Genomic DNA, 18,099 nt, shown 5'->3' with positions numbered 1-18,099 from the left:
CCAGAATGGACGAATTGATGTTCAGTCACGCCAAAATAGAACGTCCGGTGCGCTGGCTGGCCCTGGCAGGATTCATGGGGACCGGCAAGAGTCGGGTGGGATGGGAACTGTCCCGCCGTCTGCTTTTGAACTTTGTGGACACCGACAAAGTGATCGAGCGCATCAGCAGCATGAAGATCAGCGAGATCTTCGAGTATTACGGTGAGGAGACCTTCCGGGCCTATGAACGGGAGGTCCTGAAGCGCACCACACACCTGGACCTTGCAGTGGTTTCGCTGGGTGGAGGGGCCTTTGTGAACCCTGAAAACCGGGCTGTCCTGAAAGCACGTGGGCCTGTGGTGGTGCTGCATGCCAGTCCAGAAACCATCTACCAGCGGACCCGCAAGAGTGACCGTCCGCTTCTCAAGGTGGATGATCCAGTGGGCCGCATCAAGTCCCTGCTGGCGGAGCGTGCTCCTGCATATGCGGAAGGCGACATTCACATTCACACCGACAACCAGCCCAGTGAGCAGGTGGTGCTGGAGATCGTTGAAAAGCTCTGGGAGTACCGTCATGCACAAGATTCACGTTCAGGTCAGTGATCCTTACACCGTCTCTGTGGGCTTTGATTTGCTGGAAACCCTGGAGTTTCCCCGCAACACCGCATTGATTTATGACAGCAACATCCCACAGGCCACGCTGGACCGATTGAAGGAAAAAGTCAGCCTGCTGATTCCCCTCCCTGCGGGTGAGGCCTGCAAGAACTTCACCGTTCTGGCAGACGTCCTTTCAAAGCTGGCTGCGGCCAACTTCACCCGGGATTCGGTGATTGTGGCTCTCGGGGGAGGAGCCACCAGCGACCTTGCAGGTTACGCTGCAGCCAGTTACCTGCGTGGAGTGAAGTTCATCAATCTGCCCACCACCCTGCTCGGCATGGTGGATGCCAGTGTGGGCGGAAAAACGGGCATCAACCTGCCTGAGGGCAAAAACCTGGTTGGAGCATTCTGGCAGCCCCAGAGCGTGCATGCAGATCTGGCCACCCTGGAAAGCCTGTCCCCACAGGTCTTCAAAGAGGGCATGGCGGAGATGTTCAAGCACAACCTGCTGGACCCCACCGCCACTGTCAGCAAGTTCTACGAGCTGGAAGATGTGCGCAGTGAGGTTTTTGCCCGTGAACTGGCCCTGAGCATCGGGGTCAAAGCCCACATCGTCTCCATTGACCCCACCGAGAAACACGAGCGGGCTTTCCTGAACTTTGGGCACACCCTTGCCCATGCCCTTGAAGCCGTCTCCAAACACCAGATTTCGCATGGTGAGGCTGTGGCTTACGGGATGCACTATGCGGCCCACCTCTCCAGAAACATGGGGGGGCAGGACCTGACTGCAAAAACCCTGGAGTTCCTGCGCTGGATGAACCCTGTTCCTCCGCCCAGCCGTGACTTTGAAACCTTGCATGGCTTCATGTCCCGGGACAAGAAAGCCGATTCTGAAGGCATCCGCTTCACCCTCCTCAAGGACCATGGTGAGCCTTATCTGGCCCGTGTCCCTTTGACAGTGCAGCAAGAAAGCTTCAGGCAATTCCTGCAGGATGTCTGACCATCAAATGTACACCAATGAACGTTCAGGGGTGAGCCACATGGGGCCACCCCTTTTTGCAGACTGTCCCTTCTCTAAGGCAGGCACGTTAAACTGTCTGAAAGATCCCTGTTTTCTTCTGGAGGTAGAGCATGATTCTCGTTTTGAACGGACCGAATTTGAACCTGCTGGGCACCCGTGAACCCACCGTGTATGGAGCCACCACCCTGAGTGACCTCGAAGGCATGTGTGAAAGTTGGGGAGCGGAACTGGGCACCAACGTCACCTGCCGCCAGAGCAATTATGAGGGCCAGTTGCTGGAGTGGATTCATGAGGCAGAAAGCCATGGTTTCACGGGCATTGTCATCAATCCCGGTGCCCTCACCCACTATTCTTACGCTCTGCGGGATGCCATTGCTGGACAGAAACTCCCGGTGGTGGAGGTGCACATCTCCAATGTGGATGCCCGCGAGGAATTCCGCCACAAATCTGTGACAGCTGCAGTCTGCAAGGGAAAGATCAGCGGTCTGGGGGTGTTTGGTTACAGGCTGGCCATGGATTACCTGATGGAGATCACCCGGGCATGAGGGCAGTCACTGTCTGGCTGATGACCGTCGGTTTGATGGGATCAGCATCTGCTGCATCCTGTGGAGATTTTGTTGCCCTGAATGTGAAAACACCAGAAGGGTATTGTGTTGCCATTGTCCAGAAGAACCTCAAGTTTCCCAGAGGGGTCCTTGCCCTGAAAGACAGCACGGTCCTGGTGGTGGAAATGGGAGGCTGGGGGAACAATCTGGGAGCTGTGGCACAGGTCACTCCAGGGAAATCCATCAAACGTTACCTGCAGGGTCTGGACCGCCCGCACGGCATCCGTCAGGGTCCAGATGGTCGGATATATGTTGGCGAGGACAGCAGAATCATCCGGTTTGATCTTAAAAATCCTGCAGCCAGAACTGTGGTGGTCTCTTCCCTGCCCGATTCTGGTCGTCATCCACTGAAGTCCTTTGTTTTTGATGCGCAGAAGAATCTGGTGGTCAATTATGGGTCTTCGACCGACAATTGCGAGAACCAGAAGGGCAAAGCCTCCTGCAGTGAAACCAGCACCCGCTCCCTGCTGAAACAGTTCACCCTGGACTGGAAGGGTGGGGGGAAAGTGACCGGATCACTCACCCTGGCAAAAGGCCTGAGAAATTCGATGGGTCTGGCCCTGCACCCATCAGGAACCCTGCTGCAGGCTGAGAACAGTCGGGATGCGCTGGGCAGCCTCCTGAAAGTGCCAGATGAAGACCTTCCCCACGATGAACTGAATGTCGTGCAAAAGGGAGGGTTCTACGGATGGCCTTACTGTTACGACAACCAGCAGAATGCACCTGAATTTCCCAGTTTCAAGTGCCAGAACAGCATCAAGCCTGCTGTTTTGCTTCCAGGGCATGGTGCACCTCTGGGGATCGCATATGCTCCCGAAAATGCCTATCCTGTGCTTCAGAACACTGTGGTGGTGGGCCTGCATGGCTACCGTTCCAATGGGCACCGCATTGTGATGTATCAGGTCAATGGGAAAGGCATTCCCTCAGGCAAGTTGCAGAATGTGGTGTGGGACTGGGACACCAAACCCGGACAGAAGCAGGGGGCTCCGGTGGACATCTCCTTTGCTCCAGATGGAGGCTTTTACTTCACAGATGACAAGAACGGCCTGCTGTTGAAATTCCAGCGTCAGGATTGAGGTTCAGAGCCGGGCTCACCACCAGCCCCTTTTTCTGAAGTACCAGGCCAGGCCCACACCCAGCACCAGAAAAGACAGCCAGGCAAACACGTAACCCAGGGGCCACTTGAGTTCTGGCATGTGCTCGAAATTCATCCCCCACACCCCTGCGAGGAAAGTCAGGGGCAAGAAGATGGTGGACACCGTGGTGAGGGTCTTCATGACCTCATTCATTTTGTTGCTCTGAACGGTCAGGTTCACGTCCAGGACACTGGTCAGCACTTCACGGGAGGAATCGAGGGATTCGTAGGTGCGAGACAGCAGATCCACAATGTCCCGCAGGTAAAGCGCAAGTTCTTCTGTGGTGTTGCGGTTGGTTTCTTCCCCAATCAGGCTGGAGTGTCGTGAGAAGGCAGCAACACTCTCACGGGCACTGCTGACCAGCCTTCTGGCAGTCATGATCAGGTGCTTGTAGTGGAACACCTGCTTGATCAGGTTCTGGGAATTCTGGTGCTGAAACATCGACTCCTCAAGGGTGTCGGTTTCTTCTTTGAGGGCGTCGGTGAAGTCGAAGAAATTGTCTGCCCCTCTGGAGAGCAGGTTGTAGATGACCCGTTCCTCAATGCCGTGCGTGACAGGTTCAAAGGTCTGCCAGACTTCATTGAGGTAGCCCACTTCCCTGAGGCGCAGGGTGACCAGGGTGTCTGTTTCAGGATACCAGAACAGGCTCACCCTCTCGGTGTCATCGTTGCATTTGCCATTGGTTTTGAGCGTCCGGTACACCAGAAATGCATGTTCACGGTAGTACTCAAAACGGCTCCACTGTCCTTCAGTGAGGGCATCCTCCAGGGCGAGAGGGTTCAGGGTAAACACCCTTTTCAATTCATCAATTTCTTCAGGGGTGGGGGACAAAACATCCACCCAGACACTTTCTGGATTTTTCTGCCAGTCAGGCTGTTCATTGCTGATCATGGACACCGCTCGAATCATGGGATCACTTTACTGGTTCAGAGCACATCAGAAAATGAAATCCTCCTCTTGAAAAGCAAAAACCCCTCTGGATGTCCAGAGGGGGATGGGCCTGAAGGATTTTACTTGATGACGGTGGTGGATTCTGCTTTGTACTGCTGGTACAGCTGTCCGGACTTGCTGCCGGTGTTGGTCCACAGCACCGTGCTGTAGTAGTTGTCTGGAGCCACGGTGGCGGGAGCCAGTGCGGTGACGCGGCTGTAGAGGGCAGAACCGCTCTTCATCTCGAAGCCGGGGGTCAGGGTGACGGTCAGCTGACCGGTGCCAGTGTTGGCGTTGGTGGTGAACTGGGTTCCGTTGACCAGCTTGACAGCAGTTGCACTGGTGTAATCAGAGGTGACGGTACCGGTCTGGGGATCACGCACGGGGGTGGGATCGTAGTACAGTTCCACGTTGCTGAAGTTGAACACACCGCCAGTGTTGGTGAAGGGGCTCAGCACACCGAAGGCGAAGTTCAGTTTGTTGTTGATGGCGGTTTCGTTGGAGGACAGCTCGATCAGGTAGGAGCCGTCGTAGATGGTTCCGTTGGTGGCACCGGAGATGATGGGGTCCACAGTGTCAACCATCTGGAGCTGCTCGGCCAGGATCGGACGGACGGTCACGCATGCGGTGGTCTGGCCGTTTCCAGCGTTGCCACTGGTGAAGGAGGCCACGTCACAGTACTGTCCTGCAGGTGCGCCAGCGGGGATGGTGCTGGTGAGGGTCATGGTCAGGCTGCCGCCAGCGGGAATGTTGACAGTGGCAGGCACGGTGGTGATGTCGTTGCCGCTGCGACCAATGGTGCCGGTGGTGTTGCCGGGGTTGAGAACATAAGAGCCGCTGCCAAAGTTGACGAAGGTGGTTCCGCCCTGCAGCTGACCCAGGATGTCCTTGACGGCCACGTTGGTGGCAGTGGCATTCCCGGTGTTGCTGACCGTGATGGTGGAGGTGTAGCTGCGGCCAGGGAACAGGTTGTCAGAGGGGCTGTTGGTCTTGACGATGTTGAGTTTGGGTGTGGCGACCACCAGGCAGGCCTCGTCAGATCCGGTGCCCGCGTTGGTGCTGGTGAAGCTGGCGGTGTCACAGTAACGGCCGTCTTCAGAGGCACGCACGTTGAACAGGAAGGTCTTGTTGGTGCCAGGAGCCAGATCGAAGGCAGGAGCAACGAAACCGTCACTGGTGTTGGCGGTGGTTCCGGTGGGCAGCTGGCTGACGCTGTAGGCAGCACTGGCTCCGCCGTTCAGGCTGTCGGTGACCACCACTCCGGTTGCTGTGGCGTCCCCACCGTTGCTGACGGTGACACGCAGGCGGGCATCGGTGTTGGCCATCACGGTCTGGGGATCAGGGATCACATTGCCCTGGGCATCCACAAACTCTTTGATGATGGTGAGTCTGGGGGCACGGACGGTCAAGCAGGCACTGTCATTGAGATCGGTGGGACGCTCCACGCCAAAGGCACCATTGGTGAATTCGGTGATGGTGGCCATGTCACAGTACACCCCGGTCTGACTGGCCTGTGCAGGGAAGGTGAAGGTACGGGAGGCTCCAGGAGCCAGATCGAAGGTTGCATCGAAACCATCGGTGGTGTTGGCTGTGGTGCCTGAGGGAGCGGTGATGCTGTATGCAGCACCTGCGCCACTCATCAGCTTGTCGTTCAGTTTGATGCCGGTGGCTGTACCCTGACCGGTGTTGGTGACAGTGATGCTGAAGGTCTTGGGCTGGTTGACCAGGGTTTCCTGCGCTGCAGGATCTTTGGTGATGGTGAGCTTGGCACTGGGAGCAAAGGTTTTGTTGAGGAAGTACTTGGTGATTTCTGTGCCATTGACATAAGCGATGGCACGGAAACGGGCAGTGGCACTGGTGTATTTGGGGTCGTGGTTCAGTGCAGTCCAGGTGAACCCGTCGGTATCAGGGGTGTTGATTCCGGTGATGTTGTACAGAGGGTACCGGATGCTGGATGGGAAACGGGCATTGTTGGGGTTGCCTGCCCGGTTGGTGAAGGTCTCGGCAGACAGGGCGTTGTCACTGATGTACTGGGGAGTCACGCCACCGCTGTTGCCCCCATCATCTGCAGCACTGAAGCGCACACTGCCGGTCTGTTCGAGGATGTCCCAGCGTACGGAGGCACCCACCACTGGGTAGACCTTGCCATCGGCGGCTCTGTAACCCACCCATGCTGCTGCAAGGTTCTGGGTGTTGAGGGGTGCAGTTTCGGTCTGTTCAGCAGAACGTGGAGTGCCAATATCGCCGAAGGTGGCGGCTTTGCTGGGGTCAACTCCCACGCCGGGCAGGTCACGCAGCCATGCAGCGAATACAAAACGGCTGCCGGCATTGTTGAGGTCGGCCTGGGTGATTTCCACCATCTGGCCCTGACCATTGATGTAGAACGCTCCGGTCATGGCTTCGAGGGTGGGGACTTCCAGGTTGTAGTTCTGGCCTTCGACAAAGGTGTAGGTGCGGGTCTGGGTTTTGAATCCAGGCTTGCTGAAAGTGACCGTGTAGGTTCCAGGGGCCACCTGAGCCAGGTTGGTGACGGTGTTGCCACTGCTGTCTTTGACCACAATGGTGTAGCCGTTGGGGTTGGCAAAGGCCACGGAGACAGTGGTGGCATTCACAGGTGGCTGGGTCACATTGCTGGTCTGGGAACCACAGGATGCGAGGGCCAGCATACCAGTCAGGGCTAAGATACCAATACGGGTCTTTAACATTTTGTCCTCCAAGGAATCATGACATGAGTGAAGCAGGAACCCTTGAATCAGGCTTATTCCTTACGCTTCTTGCTCGAACATTAGAATTCACCAAGTTCCAATTTTGCAATGTAGTAATTTTCGCACTTCTTTACAATTCTTATTATCATGGTGTTTAAGCAGTTTTAATGTAGTGTTCAAGTTCGTTTCAGGAAGTCTTTTACACTGAAGCCTGCTTGAAATATAACTGAACCCATCCTGATATTTCACAAAATAGTAAGAATAGTTACAGTATAACTGTAAGCAATAATAAGGTTATGCTGCTCTCATGCTTAAGACAACACATGAAACTCACCTCAATTTATTCATGACCAGCAAATCCCACTTGCAGGAAAGCAAAATTTCAGCACACCTCTCTCATTTTGAGGACAATTGCAAAAACAGTTACATTTGTGATCATTATTGTAATGAGAAAATTTGACTTAAACACATCAGCGTTTCATGTGGAAATTCATCAATCCTTTATGTTATGATTTGCCTCGAAACCAAGTAACTGGGCCACTTTCACATGAATGGTGGCAGACATTGATTTTTGACCAGGAGGACCGCTTGAAATTGTATCCCTTCTCTGTTCTGTCAGCAGGTGTTCTGATGATGGGCTGCACCCCCCTGGGCCCCAGCCAGCAAGGCACCCCTCACCCCGGTGACAAATTCAGCATCGCTCTTGTTTTTCCAGAAAATGCGTCACTGAACAACCAGCAAAAATCCCTCTTTGTGCAGGCAGCCCGCAGGTGGGAGCAAGTGATCACCCAGGGATTGCCAGATGTGGGTGGAGCCACTCCCGTAGATGACATCGTGATCACTGCCTCAGCCACCCAGATCGATGGACCTGGAAAGGTGATGTCGCGTTCTGGTCCACTGCTGGTTCGTGAAGGAAATCACCTGCCCATCACAGGCATGATTGAATTTGATCTCTATGATTTGCAGGCCAGAGAAATTGATGGCACCCTGAAAAATGTGATCCTGCATGAGATGGGCCATGTGCTGGGCATTGGGACGATCTGGAACAGGTACCTCAAATATGACAACCAGACCGGATGCCTGGACTCCAGCAGAATCACATACACAGGCACCCATGCCAACCAGCAATTCCACCAGCTGGGAGAGCAGGGACTGATTCCTGTGGAAAACCAGTACGGGGCAGGCAACAAGTGCGGTCATTGGGACGAGGAGACCTTCAAGAGTGAACTGATGACGGGCTTTTCCACCAGCAACCCCATGCCCCTCAGCAAAATGACCATCGGGGCGCTCCAGGATCTGGGGTACAGGGTCAACTACAATGCTGCAGACCCCTATTCCCTCCCCTTCTCAGGTGTACAGGCCCAGCATCACAATGCAGAAGAGCACCATGAAATCCTCACAGTGCCCAGGGTGCTGAAAGCAGGTGAAACGCTTATTGTAGATGGGCTTCAATGAACCACAGGCGGGTGTCAAGCTCACGGGTCACTTCCGTGAACAGGTCCGCTGTGGCCTTGTCTCCCTGACCCTCTGCAAAATCAATGCTTTCCCGCATGCAACGGGCCGTGTGGGCATAGGCTTCTGCCAGTGCCGTTACCATGCCCTGGGCATCTGTGACATGGGTGGGGAACTCTGCAAGGCTGCTGCGTGAGGCGGCCATGCGCACCGTTCCGAGGGCATAACCTCCAAGCGTGGGGATGCGCTCTGCCACCTCGTCGATGAGGGGAAGCAGGTCTGAGGCCAGCTCATCGAAAAACTTGTGCAGGGCAATAAAATCCGGTCCTTTGATGTTCCAGTGGGCCTGTTTCACCTGAGAATACAGGTCGCTCAGCTCTGCAAGGGACTGGTTGAGGCGTTCAATGATTGCAGCACGGGTGTCCTGATCCAGATCAATTCGGGTGTTGAACATGCGTTTCACCATATGGGTTCCTCCGCCATGACCTTAACATCCCAACTTCAGGGGTCAATGCGGTGCAATGCACACTGCATGCAGCAAAACCTGCCTGCCCAGAGGCAAGCAGGTGGCAGGCAAATCCTTCAGGCTCTGTTTTGCTGGACCGTTTCCACAATCCGGTCAATGGCCTGATCGAGAATCTGTCTGCTGGTGGCAAAATTCAGTCGCACAAAGCCTCTGTATCCCTGCCCAAAAGCTGAGCCTTCATTGAGGGCCACTCCACCTTTCAGGAGCACTTTCTGGGCCTCTGCACCAAAGGGATAAACGTTGAAGTCCAGAAACTGCAGGTAGGTGCCTTCTGGAACCGATGTCTGCACTTCAGGGAGCTCAGCTTTCAGGCGTGCATTCAGGTGGTCCCGGTTGTCCTTCAGGTAGGCCACCACTTCGCGCTCCCAGGCCCCTGCACGGGTGTAAGCGGCCAGGGTCCCAGCCATCGAGAGGACATTGGGTTCGGGAATCATGCCCACCGTGGCTTTGCGGACTTTTGCCAGCAGCTCTGGATTTCTGGAGATGATGTAACCCATGCCCAGTCCGGCCAGATTGAAGGTCTTGCCAGGGCCGTAAAGGGTCAGGGTGCGACGTTCCATTTCTGGACTGAGGCTGGCAAAAACAGTGTGTTCTCCCTCAAAAATCAGGTCCGCGTGAAGTTCATCCGAAATGACATAGAGGTCATGACGGATGATGAATTCTGCCAGTTTCTCCAGTTCAGTTCGGGTGAAAACACGACCTGTGGGATTCTGGGGATTGCACAGCATGAAAATCTTCGTCTGGGGGGTGACCAGCGTTTCCAGCTGTTCAAAATCCAGCTCCCAGCGGCCTTCTTTAAAGACCATCGGGTTGGCCTGGATAACCCGGTCGGTGTTCTCAATGGACATCAGAAAAGGAGGGTACACCGGAACCTGCGTGACCACCCCATCGCCAGGACTGGACAGTGCCAGAACACCAGCGAACAGACCCCGAACCACACCCGGAATCAGCATGATGTCCTTGCGCTCGATTTGCCATCCAAACCGTTCAGACATGCGGTTCACAATGGCATCCAGAAACTCAGGGTCTCCCCCGTGTCTGGGGTAGCCAATGTGTCGGGTGATGCGCTCCTGAATGGCCTGCTGAATTTCTGTTGCAATGGGCAGGTCCATGTCTGCCACCCAGAGGGCGAGGGCTTCCTCGCCGTACTGGTGCCATTTTCCACCGGTAAATTCTCTGCAATCCTCGACGGTCACTGCATCAAAGGTTTCACGCATATGAGGATCATAACGCAGGTTGAAGTACACCGTGGGATCAGGGGCACAGTTCCAGAAGTTTCTCCAGTGAATCTGCGATGACATCTGGATGCACGGTTTCCAGAATGTCTCTGTTGTGGGTCCCCCAGGTCACAGCGTAGGTTTTCAGGCCTGCAGCCTTGCCTGCCAGCACATCTGCAGTGGTGTCTCCCACCATCCACAGGCCCTCACCACCCAGGGCTTCCAGGGCTGCAAAAATCACATCAGGTTCAGGCTTGTGTGCAAAACCTTCTGTGCCCTGCACATGGTCCAGATGGGGGGTGAGGCCCAGTTTGTCACTGACCAGCCTTGCCACCCTGGGAAACTTGGTGGTGGCCACAGCAAGAGGATATCCCCGTTCACGCAGGGTCCTCAGAACCTCCAGCACCCCGGGGAAAAACTGGGTGTAAACCGTGCAATTCTCGTCGTAGTAGGCCCGGTAGGCAGCCACCAGACGGTCCATGTCTGCTTCCGGATGGAAGGTGTGGAACATTTCGCGGAGGGGACGACCAATCAGGGCCTGCACATGCTCATCTTCTGGAACCAGCAGGCCAGTTGTGCTGCAGGCCTGCTGAAAAGCCACAGTGATGTCACGGGCGGAGTCAATGAGGGTGCCATCGAGATCGAAGACAATTGCAGCTTGCATGGGGTTCACTTTAACCCATGTCTGCGGTCACCACCCGGTCCCCGACTGTACTTGGGCTGGAAATCACCAGAAAATGCACGTCCAGACTGCTCAGGTTCATGGCAATGTGAGGCCGCTGGGCTGCAACGTGCATCCCTTCATGAATGCTGAGTTCCACATCCCCATCCGGGAACCGCAGGGTGAGTTTTCCAGAGAGCACAAAGAAGAACTGCTCGGCTTTCTCGTGGTAGTGGGCCACTTCGCTGGTGCCCGCAGGCATTTTCTCCTGAATCACACTGAGGCCAGGCTGGGTGAGCAGCTTCCAGCCATCACAGCTGTTGCCCCACAAATAATGTTCTGTGTTAAATGTGCTGACTTTCATGTCTTGATTCTAGAGGCTTTTGCTCCCCGGTGAATCAGCCCCAGGATGATCCCGGGCAAAGCACCAATGAGCCCCACATTCCACCCGAAAACCTCTGTGAATTTGAAAGCGGCTTCCAGGGGGGTCTCCCCAAGGTTCAGCCAGCCAGTGAATCTGAGAACTGCAAAAAGTGCGCCCACCAGGGCCACTCCCAGTACGCCTCCCAGAATGCCCAGCCAGATTTTTCCTGACAGACGGGTCAGGAGATAGGCCAGTCCCATGCTCACCGGGAGCAGCACCACGATATGCAACAAGAAACGCATCACACCCTCCTTGATTCTCAATACGGGAGGGAAGCCCTGAATGTTCCCATCCTGCCTGATTCTGCAAAGTCAGGGCCTGAGAATGGTAGGGGATGGCAGGGCGGGGTGACACGCAGGCAGTCAAGTGACTTGTGCCCAGGCTTTCAGAAAACATTTGTATACTGTAGGCATGCCGAATGAAGGTAAGGACCGTCCCGTATACGTCATCTCGGTTGCGGCAGAACTGGTCGACATGCATCCGCAAACCCTTAGACTTTATGAACGCAAAGGACTGATCCGCCCGGGTCGCTCCAGTGGGAAAACGCGTCTTTACAGCGAAAGAGACATTGAATACCTCAAGGAAATTCGCAGGCTCACCCAGGAACTCGGGGTCAACCTCGCCGGGGTGGAAGAGGTCATGCGCCTGCAGCATGAACTCGATGACCTGCAGGACGATTTTGAAGCTGAAATCAAACGCATTGAGACCGCCATTGAAGAAAAGGTCAACAGTCAGCCTCTGGCCCTGCCTTCCAAGGCCGGACAGGTGGACCCCAAGGACCGTCCGGTTTATGTGATTTCCATTGCAGCAGAACTGGTTGACATGCATCCGCAGACCCTCAGGCTTTATGAGCGCAAAGGGCTGATCCGTCCAGGCCGTTCCAGTGGGAAAACCCGCCTTTACAGTGAGCGGGACATCGACCACCTGCGGGAAATCCGTCGGTTCACCCAGGAACTCGGGGTCAACCTCGCCGGGGTGGAAGAGATCATGCGCCTCAGGCACCGTCTGGAAGACATGCAGGCTGCCTTCGAGAAGGACATCAGTCGCATCCACCAGGACCTGACCGAACGCATGACCCATTTCCGCACCCTTCCCCCGCCACAGGAGACCGACGAGGAATGAGCCTATATGTCATCAGCGACATTCATGGTCGTTATGCCAATTTTGTGCAGCTGCTCAAACAGGCCTGGATCATTGACGATGACCTGGACTGGATGGGTTCAGAAGATGACCTGCTGATCCTGCTCGGGGATTACACCGACCGTGGAGAACACGGCATTGAGGTGCTGGAACTGGTGATGCGCCTGAAAAAACAGGCCCCGAGCAACGTGTTTGCATTGCTTGGAAACCATGATCTGCACCTGCTTGCCACCTATTACCACCCGACGTACGACAGTCCCACCGCCTGCTCTCCACGCATTGACCACTTCCTGCGCAACGGCGGGCAGCGCAGGGATCTGGAGCGCATGACCGAAGTGCACGCAAAATTCCTGCAAACTTTGCCTGTGATGTTCAAATTTGGTCCATTTCTGTTCATGCATGCCGACAACCTGATGTACCTGAATTATGGCCGCAACGTGGACAGTGTGAATGCCACCTTCAAAAGCCTCCTGAGCATCCCCATTCCTGAAAAGTGGGATGAGCTGATCGCGCAGTTCAGTGAGCGCAAGGCCTTTTTGCATCAGCCCCACAATGCCCGGCAGGTGCTCGGCACCTTTGGCGGGAACCGGATCATCCACGGGCACACCCCGATCTATCACATGACAGGCGAGAAAGCCGACTATTATTTGCGGGTCCTCAAAGATGCCCTGCTGTATTGTGAAGGCATGTGCATCAATGTCGATGGAGGTCTTGCCGATCCCCGGCCTCCCGGCATCCTGCTCAAACTCTGAACCCAGGTCAATCTGCTGATGGCACTTTTCGTTCTCTCTGACATCCATGGTCGCCTCAAAGAAATGCTGCACCTGCTGCATTCGCATGGCCTGATTGATGAACAGGTGAATTTCACCGGCAAGAACCACACCCTGGTTTTTCTTGGCGATTACACGGACCGGGGTGAGCACGGCAAGGAAGTGCTTGATGTGGTCATGCGCCTGTGCGATCAGGCCCCGGAGCAGGTTCATGCCCTGCTGGGCAACCACGACCTGATGCTGCTTGCTGCTGCCTTGCATGCCGACCACCGGGAAAAAGAGGCCACCTACACCCTCAAAGATTTCTGGCTGAACAATGGAGGCCAGAAGCGCGACCTGAAACACCTCAAACCCCACCACATCGAATGGCTGCAGGGCCTCCCGGTGCTGCTGAAACTCGGAGAATACCTCTTCATGCACGCGGACAGCCTGATGTACCTCAGGCATGGCCGCAACATCCGGGATGTCAACTGGTTTTTTCATCAGGTGATGCGGCAGGGCGATGGAGGGTTGTGGTCACAACTCATAGAGGAATTCACCGAACGCAGGGTGTTCTTCCAGAACCCGGCCCTGATTCAGCCTGTGCTGGCCGCTTTTGGCGGGAGCTGCCTCATTCACGGCCACACCCCCATCCATTACATGCTCGGGATTGAACGGGACGCTGTTCTCACCCTCACTGAGCCTTACATGTATGCCAATGGGAAATGCATCAATGTGGATGGTGGCCTGTCCGATTCCCGGGCACGGGGCGTGATTCTGGAACTGCCTTGACCAAAATCATGTTGATCCATGCCAAAAGAACTGCAGGTGACTCAAGTGTCCTGACCGTTCCATTCGCGCTGCTCAGCAAGAAGCCCTGCAGGGCTTCTTGCGAACACCACTAGACAGGTTATAATCCCGTCATGCAATTTGATCAGGAACTGGCTTTACAGGAGCTTTTTGAGTTTCTTCGCATGCCTTCTGTCTCTGCAGACAGCGCCTACCAGGCGGGAATGCAGCAGGCTGTGCAATTTCTGCAGACCAAGCTTACCCGTCTGGGCTTCAAGGCAGAAGTCCGTCCCACCGAGGGTCATCCTGTGGTGTATGCCGAGCGCCTGACCGCTCCGGGCAAACCCACCGTGATGATCTACGGTCACTATGATGTGCAGCCCGAGGCACCTCTGGAAGAGTGGAGAACCCCCCCTTTTGAACCCACCATTGTGGATGGACGCATCTATGCCAGAGGGTCCACCGATGACAAGGGGCAGCTCTATGCCCATGTGAAAGGCATCGAGACCCTGCTGCAGCAGAACGGTGAGCTGCCCGTCAACATCAAGATCCTTTTTGAAGGTGAAGAGGAAATTGGCAGCCCCAACCTGGCGAAGTATCTGGAGGCCCACAGCGCTGAACTGAAGGCCGATGTGATCCTGATTTCCGACGGCTCGCGTTTTTCTGCAGACACCCCCTCCATCACTTACGGCCTGAGGGGCCTGAGTTACATTGAGGTGCATGTGCAGGGCGCATCCAGGGACTTGCACAGCGGAGCCTACGGTGGCGCGGTGCCCAACCCCATCAATGTGCTGTGTGAAATGATTGCCCAGCTGAAAGACGACCAGGGTCGGGTGACCATCCCTGGCTTCTACGATGGGATTCAGGAACTCACCGAACAGGAACGGGAAATGTGGAACACCCTGCCTTTTGATGAGGGTCAGTGGGGAGCGTCCATCGGCATCGACCAGTTTCCGGGTGAAGCCGGTTACAGCGTGCTGGAGCGTATCTGGGCACGCCCAACCCTGGATGTGAACGGCATCTGGGGAGGCTACCAGGGCGAGGGGGCCAAAACCGTGATCGCAGCCAAAGCAGGGGCCAAGATCAGCATGCGTCTGGTGCCCGGTCAGGACCCCAACCGCATCACCGAACTGGCATTGAAGCACATTCCCACCCTTGCTCCAGAAGGGGTCAAGGTACATGCTTTCGAACACCACGGTGGAGATCCCTTCGTGGTGGACCTGAACAGCCCTTACGTGAAGGCGGCAAATCGTGCCCTGCAACGGGTCTACAACAAGGATGCTGTGTTCATCCGCACCGGTGGCAGCATTCCGATTGCTGCCACCTTCACCCGCATTGTTGGGGCACCGATCCTGTTTGTGGACATGGGTCTGGACATCGACGCCCCGCACAGCCCCAATGAGAGCTTTGCAGTGCAGGATTACCTGAATGGCATTCTGACCAGTGCTTATGTGCTGGATGAGCTTGGCAGGCTGTAAAATCCGATTTTGATGGCCAATCCCGGGTGCTGCCCGGGATTTTTTGTTGTGCCCAGCTGCTGAATTGGAAGAAAGACACTTGCAAAAAGAATAATTTTTAGGTATACCTAAACTATAGATTAGGGGATAGATGCCCCTTGATGATCGGGAGGACCCATGCAAAAACATCTGATTTTTTCTGCCCTGCTCCTGCTGGGCACGGCTGAAGCGCAGAAAAAGGTGGTTCTGACCACCTTCACCATCATCCAGGACATGGCCAGAAATGTGGCTGGAGACAAACTGGAAGTGGTGTCCATCACCAAACCCGGAACCGAAATCCACGGGTACGAACCCACCCCCAGCGATCTGGTGAAAGCCCAGAAAGCCGACCTGATCCTCAACAATGGTTTCAACCTGGAAAAGTGGTTTGAGCGCTTCTACCAGAAGCTGCAGGACGTGCCGCGTGTCACCCTCACAGATGGCATCAAACCCATGAACATCACCGAGGGGACCTATGAGGGCAAACCCAACCCGCACACCTGGATGTCTCCCAAAAACGCACTGGTTTATGTGGAAAACATCCGAAAAGCCTTTGTAAAACTGGACCCCCAGAATGCGGAGGTTTACAACAGAAATGCAAAAGCCTACAGTGCAAAAATCAAAGCACTGGATGCGAAACTCGGCAAGGCCCTGAAAGCCCTGCCCGGGAACAACCGTTATCTGGTGAGCTGTGAAGGAGCGTTCAGTTACCTGACCCGCGACTATGGCCTGAAGGAAGCCTACATGTGGCCCATCAATGCTGAGCAGCAGGGAACGCCCAGACAGGTTCAGAAAGTCATTGACACCGTGAAGAAAAACAAGATTCCAGTGGTCTTCTGTGAAACCACAGTCTCTGACAAGGCGCAGCGTCAGGTGGCCCGGGAAACCGGGGCCCGCTTCGGAGGGAACCTCTTTGTGGACTCCCTCTCTGCAGAGGGTGGACAGGTTCCAACCTACCTGAAACTGCTGGAATACGACATCAACACCCTGATCCAGGGTCTGAAACCCTGAAGGAGAAGCCATGTCCCACCGCATCGAAGTGCAAAACGTTTCCATCGTTTACCCCAACGGACACCATGCCCTGGTCAATGCCAACCTGAAATTGCGTTCTGGAACCATCTGTGGCCTGATCGGCATGAACGGCAGTGGCAAGAGCACCCTGTTCAAATCAATCATGGGCCTGCTGAAGCCCTACTCCGGGGACATCCGCATCAATGGGCACCCCATCCGGGATGCCCAGAAGCAGGGTGTGGTGGCTTACGTTCCGCAGAGCGAAGATGTGGACTGGAATTTCCCGGTCACGGTCTGGGACGTGGTGATGATGGGCCGCTATGGCCGGATGGGCCTGCTGCGCACCCCTTCACGCAAGGACCGCGAAATGGTCCAGCAGGCCCTGAAACGGGTCAACCTGCTGGAATTCAAGGACCGCCAGATTGGCGAACTCTCTGGTGGCCAGAAAAAACGGGTGTTTGTGGCCCGTGCCCTGGCCCAGGAAGCCACCGTATTGCTGCTGGACGAGCCTTTCAGCGGGGTTGACGCCACCACTGAAGAACTCATCACCGGGCTTCTGAAAGACCTCAAGGCTCTGGGGCACACCATCCTGATTTCCACCCACCACCTGGAATCCATTGAAGCCTTCTGTGACGAGGTGGCTCTGATTGCCCACCAGACCGTCTTTGCCCATGGCAGAACCACAGAGGTCTTCACGCCAGAGAACATTGCCCAGGTCTTTGGAGCACAGCACCTGCTGCAACCGAGGATTGTGCAATCCGCGCCAAGAGTGGCGCTTGGAGACTGAAATGACCGACCTGCTTGCTCCTTTGCAATATGACTTCATGGTCAAAGCCATGCTGGTGTCCGCTCTGGTGGGCGCAGTGTGTGCTGTGCTGTCCTGCTTTGTGACCCTCAAAGGCTGGTCCCTGATGGGGGACGCGGTATCCCACTCTGTGCTGCCCGGCGTGGTCCTCTCCTACGTGGTGGGGGCTCCTTTTGCCCTGGGTGCTTTCGTGTTTGGCCTGGGATCGGTGATTGCCATTGGTTTCATCAAGGCCCACTCCCGCATCAAGGAAGACACCGTGATGGGGGTGGTCTTCACCGGGCTCTTTGCTCTGGGTCTGGTCCTGATCTCGGTGACCCCGAGCGATGTGCACCTGTCGCACATCCTGTTCGGGAATGTGCTGGGGATCACCACTGCAGACATCCTGCAGACCGTGATCATCGGTGGTTTTGCCCTGCTGGTGATTCTCCTGAAGCGCAAAGACTTTCTGCTGTTCTGCTTTGACCCCACCCATGCCAGAAGCATTGGACTGAACACCACCTACCTGTACTATGCCCTCCTCACCCTCCTGGCCCTCACCATTGTGGCGAGCCTGCAGACCGTGGGCATCATTCTTGTGATCAGCATGCTGATCACTCCGGGAGCCATTGCCTACCTGCTCACAGACCGTTTTGACCGCATGCTGGTCTGGGCCGTGGCCAGTGGTGTGTTCAGCAGTGTGTTCGGCACCTACCTGAGTTACTTTCTGGACGCTTCCACAGGCGGATGCATTGTGGTTCTGCAAACCATTCTGTTTGTGATCGCCCTGGTGTTCGCACCCAAGTATGGCCTGCTGCGCCTGAGAAAACGGGTTCTGGCTGCGGCCTGAGAGGCACATCATCCTCACCCACAAAAAC

General features: G+C 55.5%; 19 protein-coding genes. 12 read left to right on the top strand and 7 right to left on the bottom strand.

The genetic code is table 11. The annotated features are described in order from the left end of the window. Positions 1-5: 5 nt before the first annotated feature. The 4 genes from DC3_RS21650 to DC3_RS21635 all read left to right on the top strand — a co-directional run bounded on the left by DC3_RS21650 (position 6) and on the right by DC3_RS21635 (position 3,277). The gene (locus DC3_RS21650; RefSeq protein ID WP_146888125.1) at positions 6-581 is read left to right on the top strand and encodes a shikimate kinase; all 576 of its coding nucleotides are present in this window, start codon (positions 6-8) and stop codon (positions 579-581) included. Further along, the gene (gene aroB / locus DC3_RS21645; RefSeq protein WP_146888124.1) at positions 553-1,575 is read left to right on the top strand and encodes a 3-dehydroquinate synthase; all 1,023 of its coding nucleotides are present in this window, start codon (positions 553-555) and stop codon (positions 1,573-1,575) included. Before DC3_RS21650 ends, aroB begins: the two co-directional genes overlap by 29 nt. A 131-nt stretch (positions 1,576-1,706) precedes the next feature. After that, positions 1,707-2,141, top strand: a complete 435-nt coding sequence (gene aroQ / locus DC3_RS21640) for a type II 3-dehydroquinate dehydratase (protein ID WP_146888122.1) — start codon at positions 1,707-1,709, stop codon at positions 2,139-2,141. Further along, complete coding sequence (locus DC3_RS21635) at positions 2,138-3,277, top strand: PQQ-dependent sugar dehydrogenase (protein ID WP_146888120.1); 1,140 nt, start codon at positions 2,138-2,140, stop codon at positions 3,275-3,277. Before aroQ ends, DC3_RS21635 begins: the two co-directional genes overlap by 4 nt. Positions 3,278-3,292: 15 nt before the next feature. Here DC3_RS21635 and corA read toward each other — a convergent pair whose 3' ends face one another. Beyond that, the gene (gene corA / locus DC3_RS21630; protein WP_146888119.1) at positions 3,293-4,246 is read right to left on the bottom strand and encodes a magnesium/cobalt transporter CorA; all 954 of its coding nucleotides are present in this window, start codon (positions 4,244-4,246) and stop codon (positions 3,293-3,295) included. 101 nt (positions 4,247-4,347) lie between these two features. Then, positions 4,348-6,972 carry a PEGA domain-containing protein gene (locus tag DC3_RS21625; RefSeq protein ID WP_146888117.1) on the bottom strand — a complete coding sequence of 875 codons (2,625 nt, stop codon included), beginning with the start codon at positions 6,970-6,972 and terminating at the stop codon, positions 4,348-4,350. A gap of 588 nt (positions 6,973-7,560) precedes the next feature. Between DC3_RS21625 and DC3_RS21620 the strand changes: the two genes are divergently transcribed. Further along, a complete protein-coding gene (locus DC3_RS21620) occupies positions 7,561-8,427 on the top strand; it encodes a leishmanolysin-related zinc metalloendopeptidase (protein WP_186816179.1) in 867 nt (288 codons plus the stop codon). On the opposite strand, the gene dps is transcribed toward DC3_RS21620, so the two are convergent. The 5 genes from dps to DC3_RS21595 all read right to left on the bottom strand — a co-directional run bounded on the left by dps (position 8,405) and on the right by DC3_RS21595 (position 11,494). Then, positions 8,405-8,890, bottom strand: coding sequence for a DNA starvation/stationary phase protection protein Dps (gene dps / locus DC3_RS21615; RefSeq protein ID WP_146888113.1), 486 nt, complete (start codon positions 8,888-8,890; stop codon positions 8,405-8,407). The two genes, DC3_RS21620 and dps, sit on opposite strands and share 23 nt — an antisense overlap. Positions 8,891-9,006: 116 nt before the next feature. Continuing rightward, complete coding sequence (locus DC3_RS21610) at positions 9,007-10,167, bottom strand: MalY/PatB family protein (protein ID WP_146888111.1); 1,161 nt, start codon at positions 10,165-10,167, stop codon at positions 9,007-9,009. 37 nt (positions 10,168-10,204) lie between these two features. Continuing rightward, positions 10,205-10,831: an HAD family hydrolase gene (locus DC3_RS21605; protein ID WP_146888109.1), complete on the bottom strand. Its 627-nt coding sequence runs from the start codon at positions 10,829-10,831 to the stop codon at positions 10,205-10,207. A 10-nt stretch (positions 10,832-10,841) separates the two neighbouring features. Beyond that, complete coding sequence (locus tag DC3_RS21600) at positions 10,842-11,192, bottom strand: cupin domain-containing protein (RefSeq protein ID WP_146888107.1); 351 nt, start codon at positions 11,190-11,192, stop codon at positions 10,842-10,844. Beyond that, positions 11,189-11,494, bottom strand: a complete 306-nt coding sequence (locus tag DC3_RS21595; RefSeq protein WP_146888105.1) for a hypothetical protein — start codon at positions 11,492-11,494, stop codon at positions 11,189-11,191. Before DC3_RS21595 ends, DC3_RS21600 begins: the two co-directional genes overlap by 4 nt. Before the next feature lie 169 nt (positions 11,495-11,663). Between DC3_RS21595 and hspR the strand changes: the two genes are divergently transcribed. The 7 genes from hspR to DC3_RS21560 all read left to right on the top strand — a co-directional run bounded on the left by hspR (position 11,664) and on the right by DC3_RS21560 (position 18,071). Continuing rightward, positions 11,664-12,374: a heat shock protein transcriptional repressor HspR, fused homodimer type gene (gene hspR, locus DC3_RS21590; protein ID WP_146888103.1), complete on the top strand. Its 711-nt coding sequence runs from the start codon at positions 11,664-11,666 to the stop codon at positions 12,372-12,374. After that, positions 12,371-13,144: a metallophosphoesterase gene (locus tag DC3_RS21585; RefSeq protein WP_146888101.1), complete on the top strand. Its 774-nt coding sequence runs from the start codon at positions 12,371-12,373 to the stop codon at positions 13,142-13,144. The genes hspR and DC3_RS21585 overlap by 4 nt, the downstream gene beginning before the upstream one ends. A gap of 18 nt (positions 13,145-13,162) precedes the next feature. Beyond that, positions 13,163-13,933, top strand: a complete 771-nt coding sequence (locus tag DC3_RS21580) for a metallophosphoesterase (protein WP_146888099.1) — start codon at positions 13,163-13,165, stop codon at positions 13,931-13,933. Positions 13,934-14,064: 131 nt separating this feature from the next. Further along, positions 14,065-15,408 carry a dipeptidase gene (locus DC3_RS21575; RefSeq protein ID WP_146888097.1) on the top strand — a complete coding sequence of 448 codons (1,344 nt, stop codon included), beginning with the start codon at positions 14,065-14,067 and terminating at the stop codon, positions 15,406-15,408. A 156-nt stretch (positions 15,409-15,564) separates the two neighbouring features. Next, the gene (locus tag DC3_RS21570) at positions 15,565-16,437 is read left to right on the top strand and encodes a metal ABC transporter substrate-binding protein (RefSeq protein ID WP_146888095.1); all 873 of its coding nucleotides are present in this window, start codon (positions 15,565-15,567) and stop codon (positions 16,435-16,437) included. Between the two features lie 10 nt (positions 16,438-16,447). After that, on the top strand, positions 16,448-17,224 hold the full coding sequence (locus tag DC3_RS21565; RefSeq protein ID WP_146888093.1) for a metal ABC transporter ATP-binding protein: 777 nt from the start codon (positions 16,448-16,450) through the stop codon (positions 17,222-17,224). A 1-nt stretch (position 17,225) separates the two neighbouring features. Next, a complete protein-coding gene (locus tag DC3_RS21560) occupies positions 17,226-18,071 on the top strand; it encodes a metal ABC transporter permease (RefSeq protein WP_146888091.1) in 846 nt (281 codons plus the stop codon). Positions 18,072-18,099 lie beyond the last annotated feature (28 nt).

This window comes from Deinococcus cellulosilyticus NBRC 106333 = KACC 11606 (assembly GCF_007990775.1).
Taxonomy (GTDB): domain Bacteria; phylum Deinococcota; class Deinococci; order Deinococcales; family Deinococcaceae; genus Deinococcus_C; species Deinococcus_C cellulosilyticus.
Note: the sequence above shows the minus strand (reverse complement) of the source record. Positions and strands in the feature narration are given on the sequence as shown.

Bases quoted from the DNA above. Each gene is read 5' to 3' on its own strand.
- DC3_RS21610 (WP_146888111.1), bottom strand. From the start codon at position 10,167: ATGCGTGAAACCTTTGATGCAGTGACCGTCGAGGATTGCAGAGAATTT.
- DC3_RS21570 (WP_146888095.1), top strand. From the start codon at position 15,565: ATGCAAAAACATCTGATTTTTTCTGCCCTGCTCCTGCTGGGCACGGCT.
- dps (WP_146888113.1), bottom strand. From the start codon at position 8,890: ATGGTGAAACGCATGTTCAACACCCGAATTGATCTGGATCAGGACACC.
- DC3_RS21635 (WP_146888120.1), top strand. From the start codon at position 2,138: ATGAGGGCAGTCACTGTCTGGCTGATGACCGTCGGTTTGATGGGATCA.
- aroB (WP_146888124.1), top strand. From the start codon at position 553: ATGCACAAGATTCACGTTCAGGTCAGTGATCCTTACACCGTCTCTGTG.
- DC3_RS21585 (WP_146888101.1), top strand. From the start codon at position 12,371: ATGAGCCTATATGTCATCAGCGACATTCATGGTCGTTATGCCAATTTT.
- aroQ (WP_146888122.1), top strand. From the start codon at position 1,707: ATGATTCTCGTTTTGAACGGACCGAATTTGAACCTGCTGGGCACCCGT.
- DC3_RS21650 (WP_146888125.1), top strand. From the start codon at position 6: ATGGACGAATTGATGTTCAGTCACGCCAAAATAGAACGTCCGGTGCGC.
- DC3_RS21605 (WP_146888109.1), bottom strand. From the start codon at position 10,831: ATGCAAGCTGCAATTGTCTTCGATCTCGATGGCACCCTCATTGACTCC.
- corA (WP_146888119.1), bottom strand. From the start codon at position 4,246: ATGATTCGAGCGGTGTCCATGATCAGCAATGAACAGCCTGACTGGCAG.
- DC3_RS21575 (WP_146888097.1), top strand. From the start codon at position 14,065: ATGCAATTTGATCAGGAACTGGCTTTACAGGAGCTTTTTGAGTTTCTT.
- DC3_RS21565 (WP_146888093.1), top strand. From the start codon at position 16,448: ATGTCCCACCGCATCGAAGTGCAAAACGTTTCCATCGTTTACCCCAAC.
- DC3_RS21560 (WP_146888091.1), top strand. From the start codon at position 17,226: ATGACCGACCTGCTTGCTCCTTTGCAATATGACTTCATGGTCAAAGCC.
- hspR (WP_146888103.1), top strand. From the start codon at position 11,664: ATGCCGAATGAAGGTAAGGACCGTCCCGTATACGTCATCTCGGTTGCG.
- DC3_RS21625 (WP_146888117.1), bottom strand. From the start codon at position 6,972: ATGTTAAAGACCCGTATTGGTATCTTAGCCCTGACTGGTATGCTGGCC.
- DC3_RS21580 (WP_146888099.1), top strand. From the start codon at position 13,163: ATGGCACTTTTCGTTCTCTCTGACATCCATGGTCGCCTCAAAGAAATG.
- DC3_RS21595 (WP_146888105.1), bottom strand. From the start codon at position 11,494: ATGCGTTTCTTGTTGCATATCGTGGTGCTGCTCCCGGTGAGCATGGGA.
- DC3_RS21600 (WP_146888107.1), bottom strand. From the start codon at position 11,192: ATGAAAGTCAGCACATTTAACACAGAACATTATTTGTGGGGCAACAGC.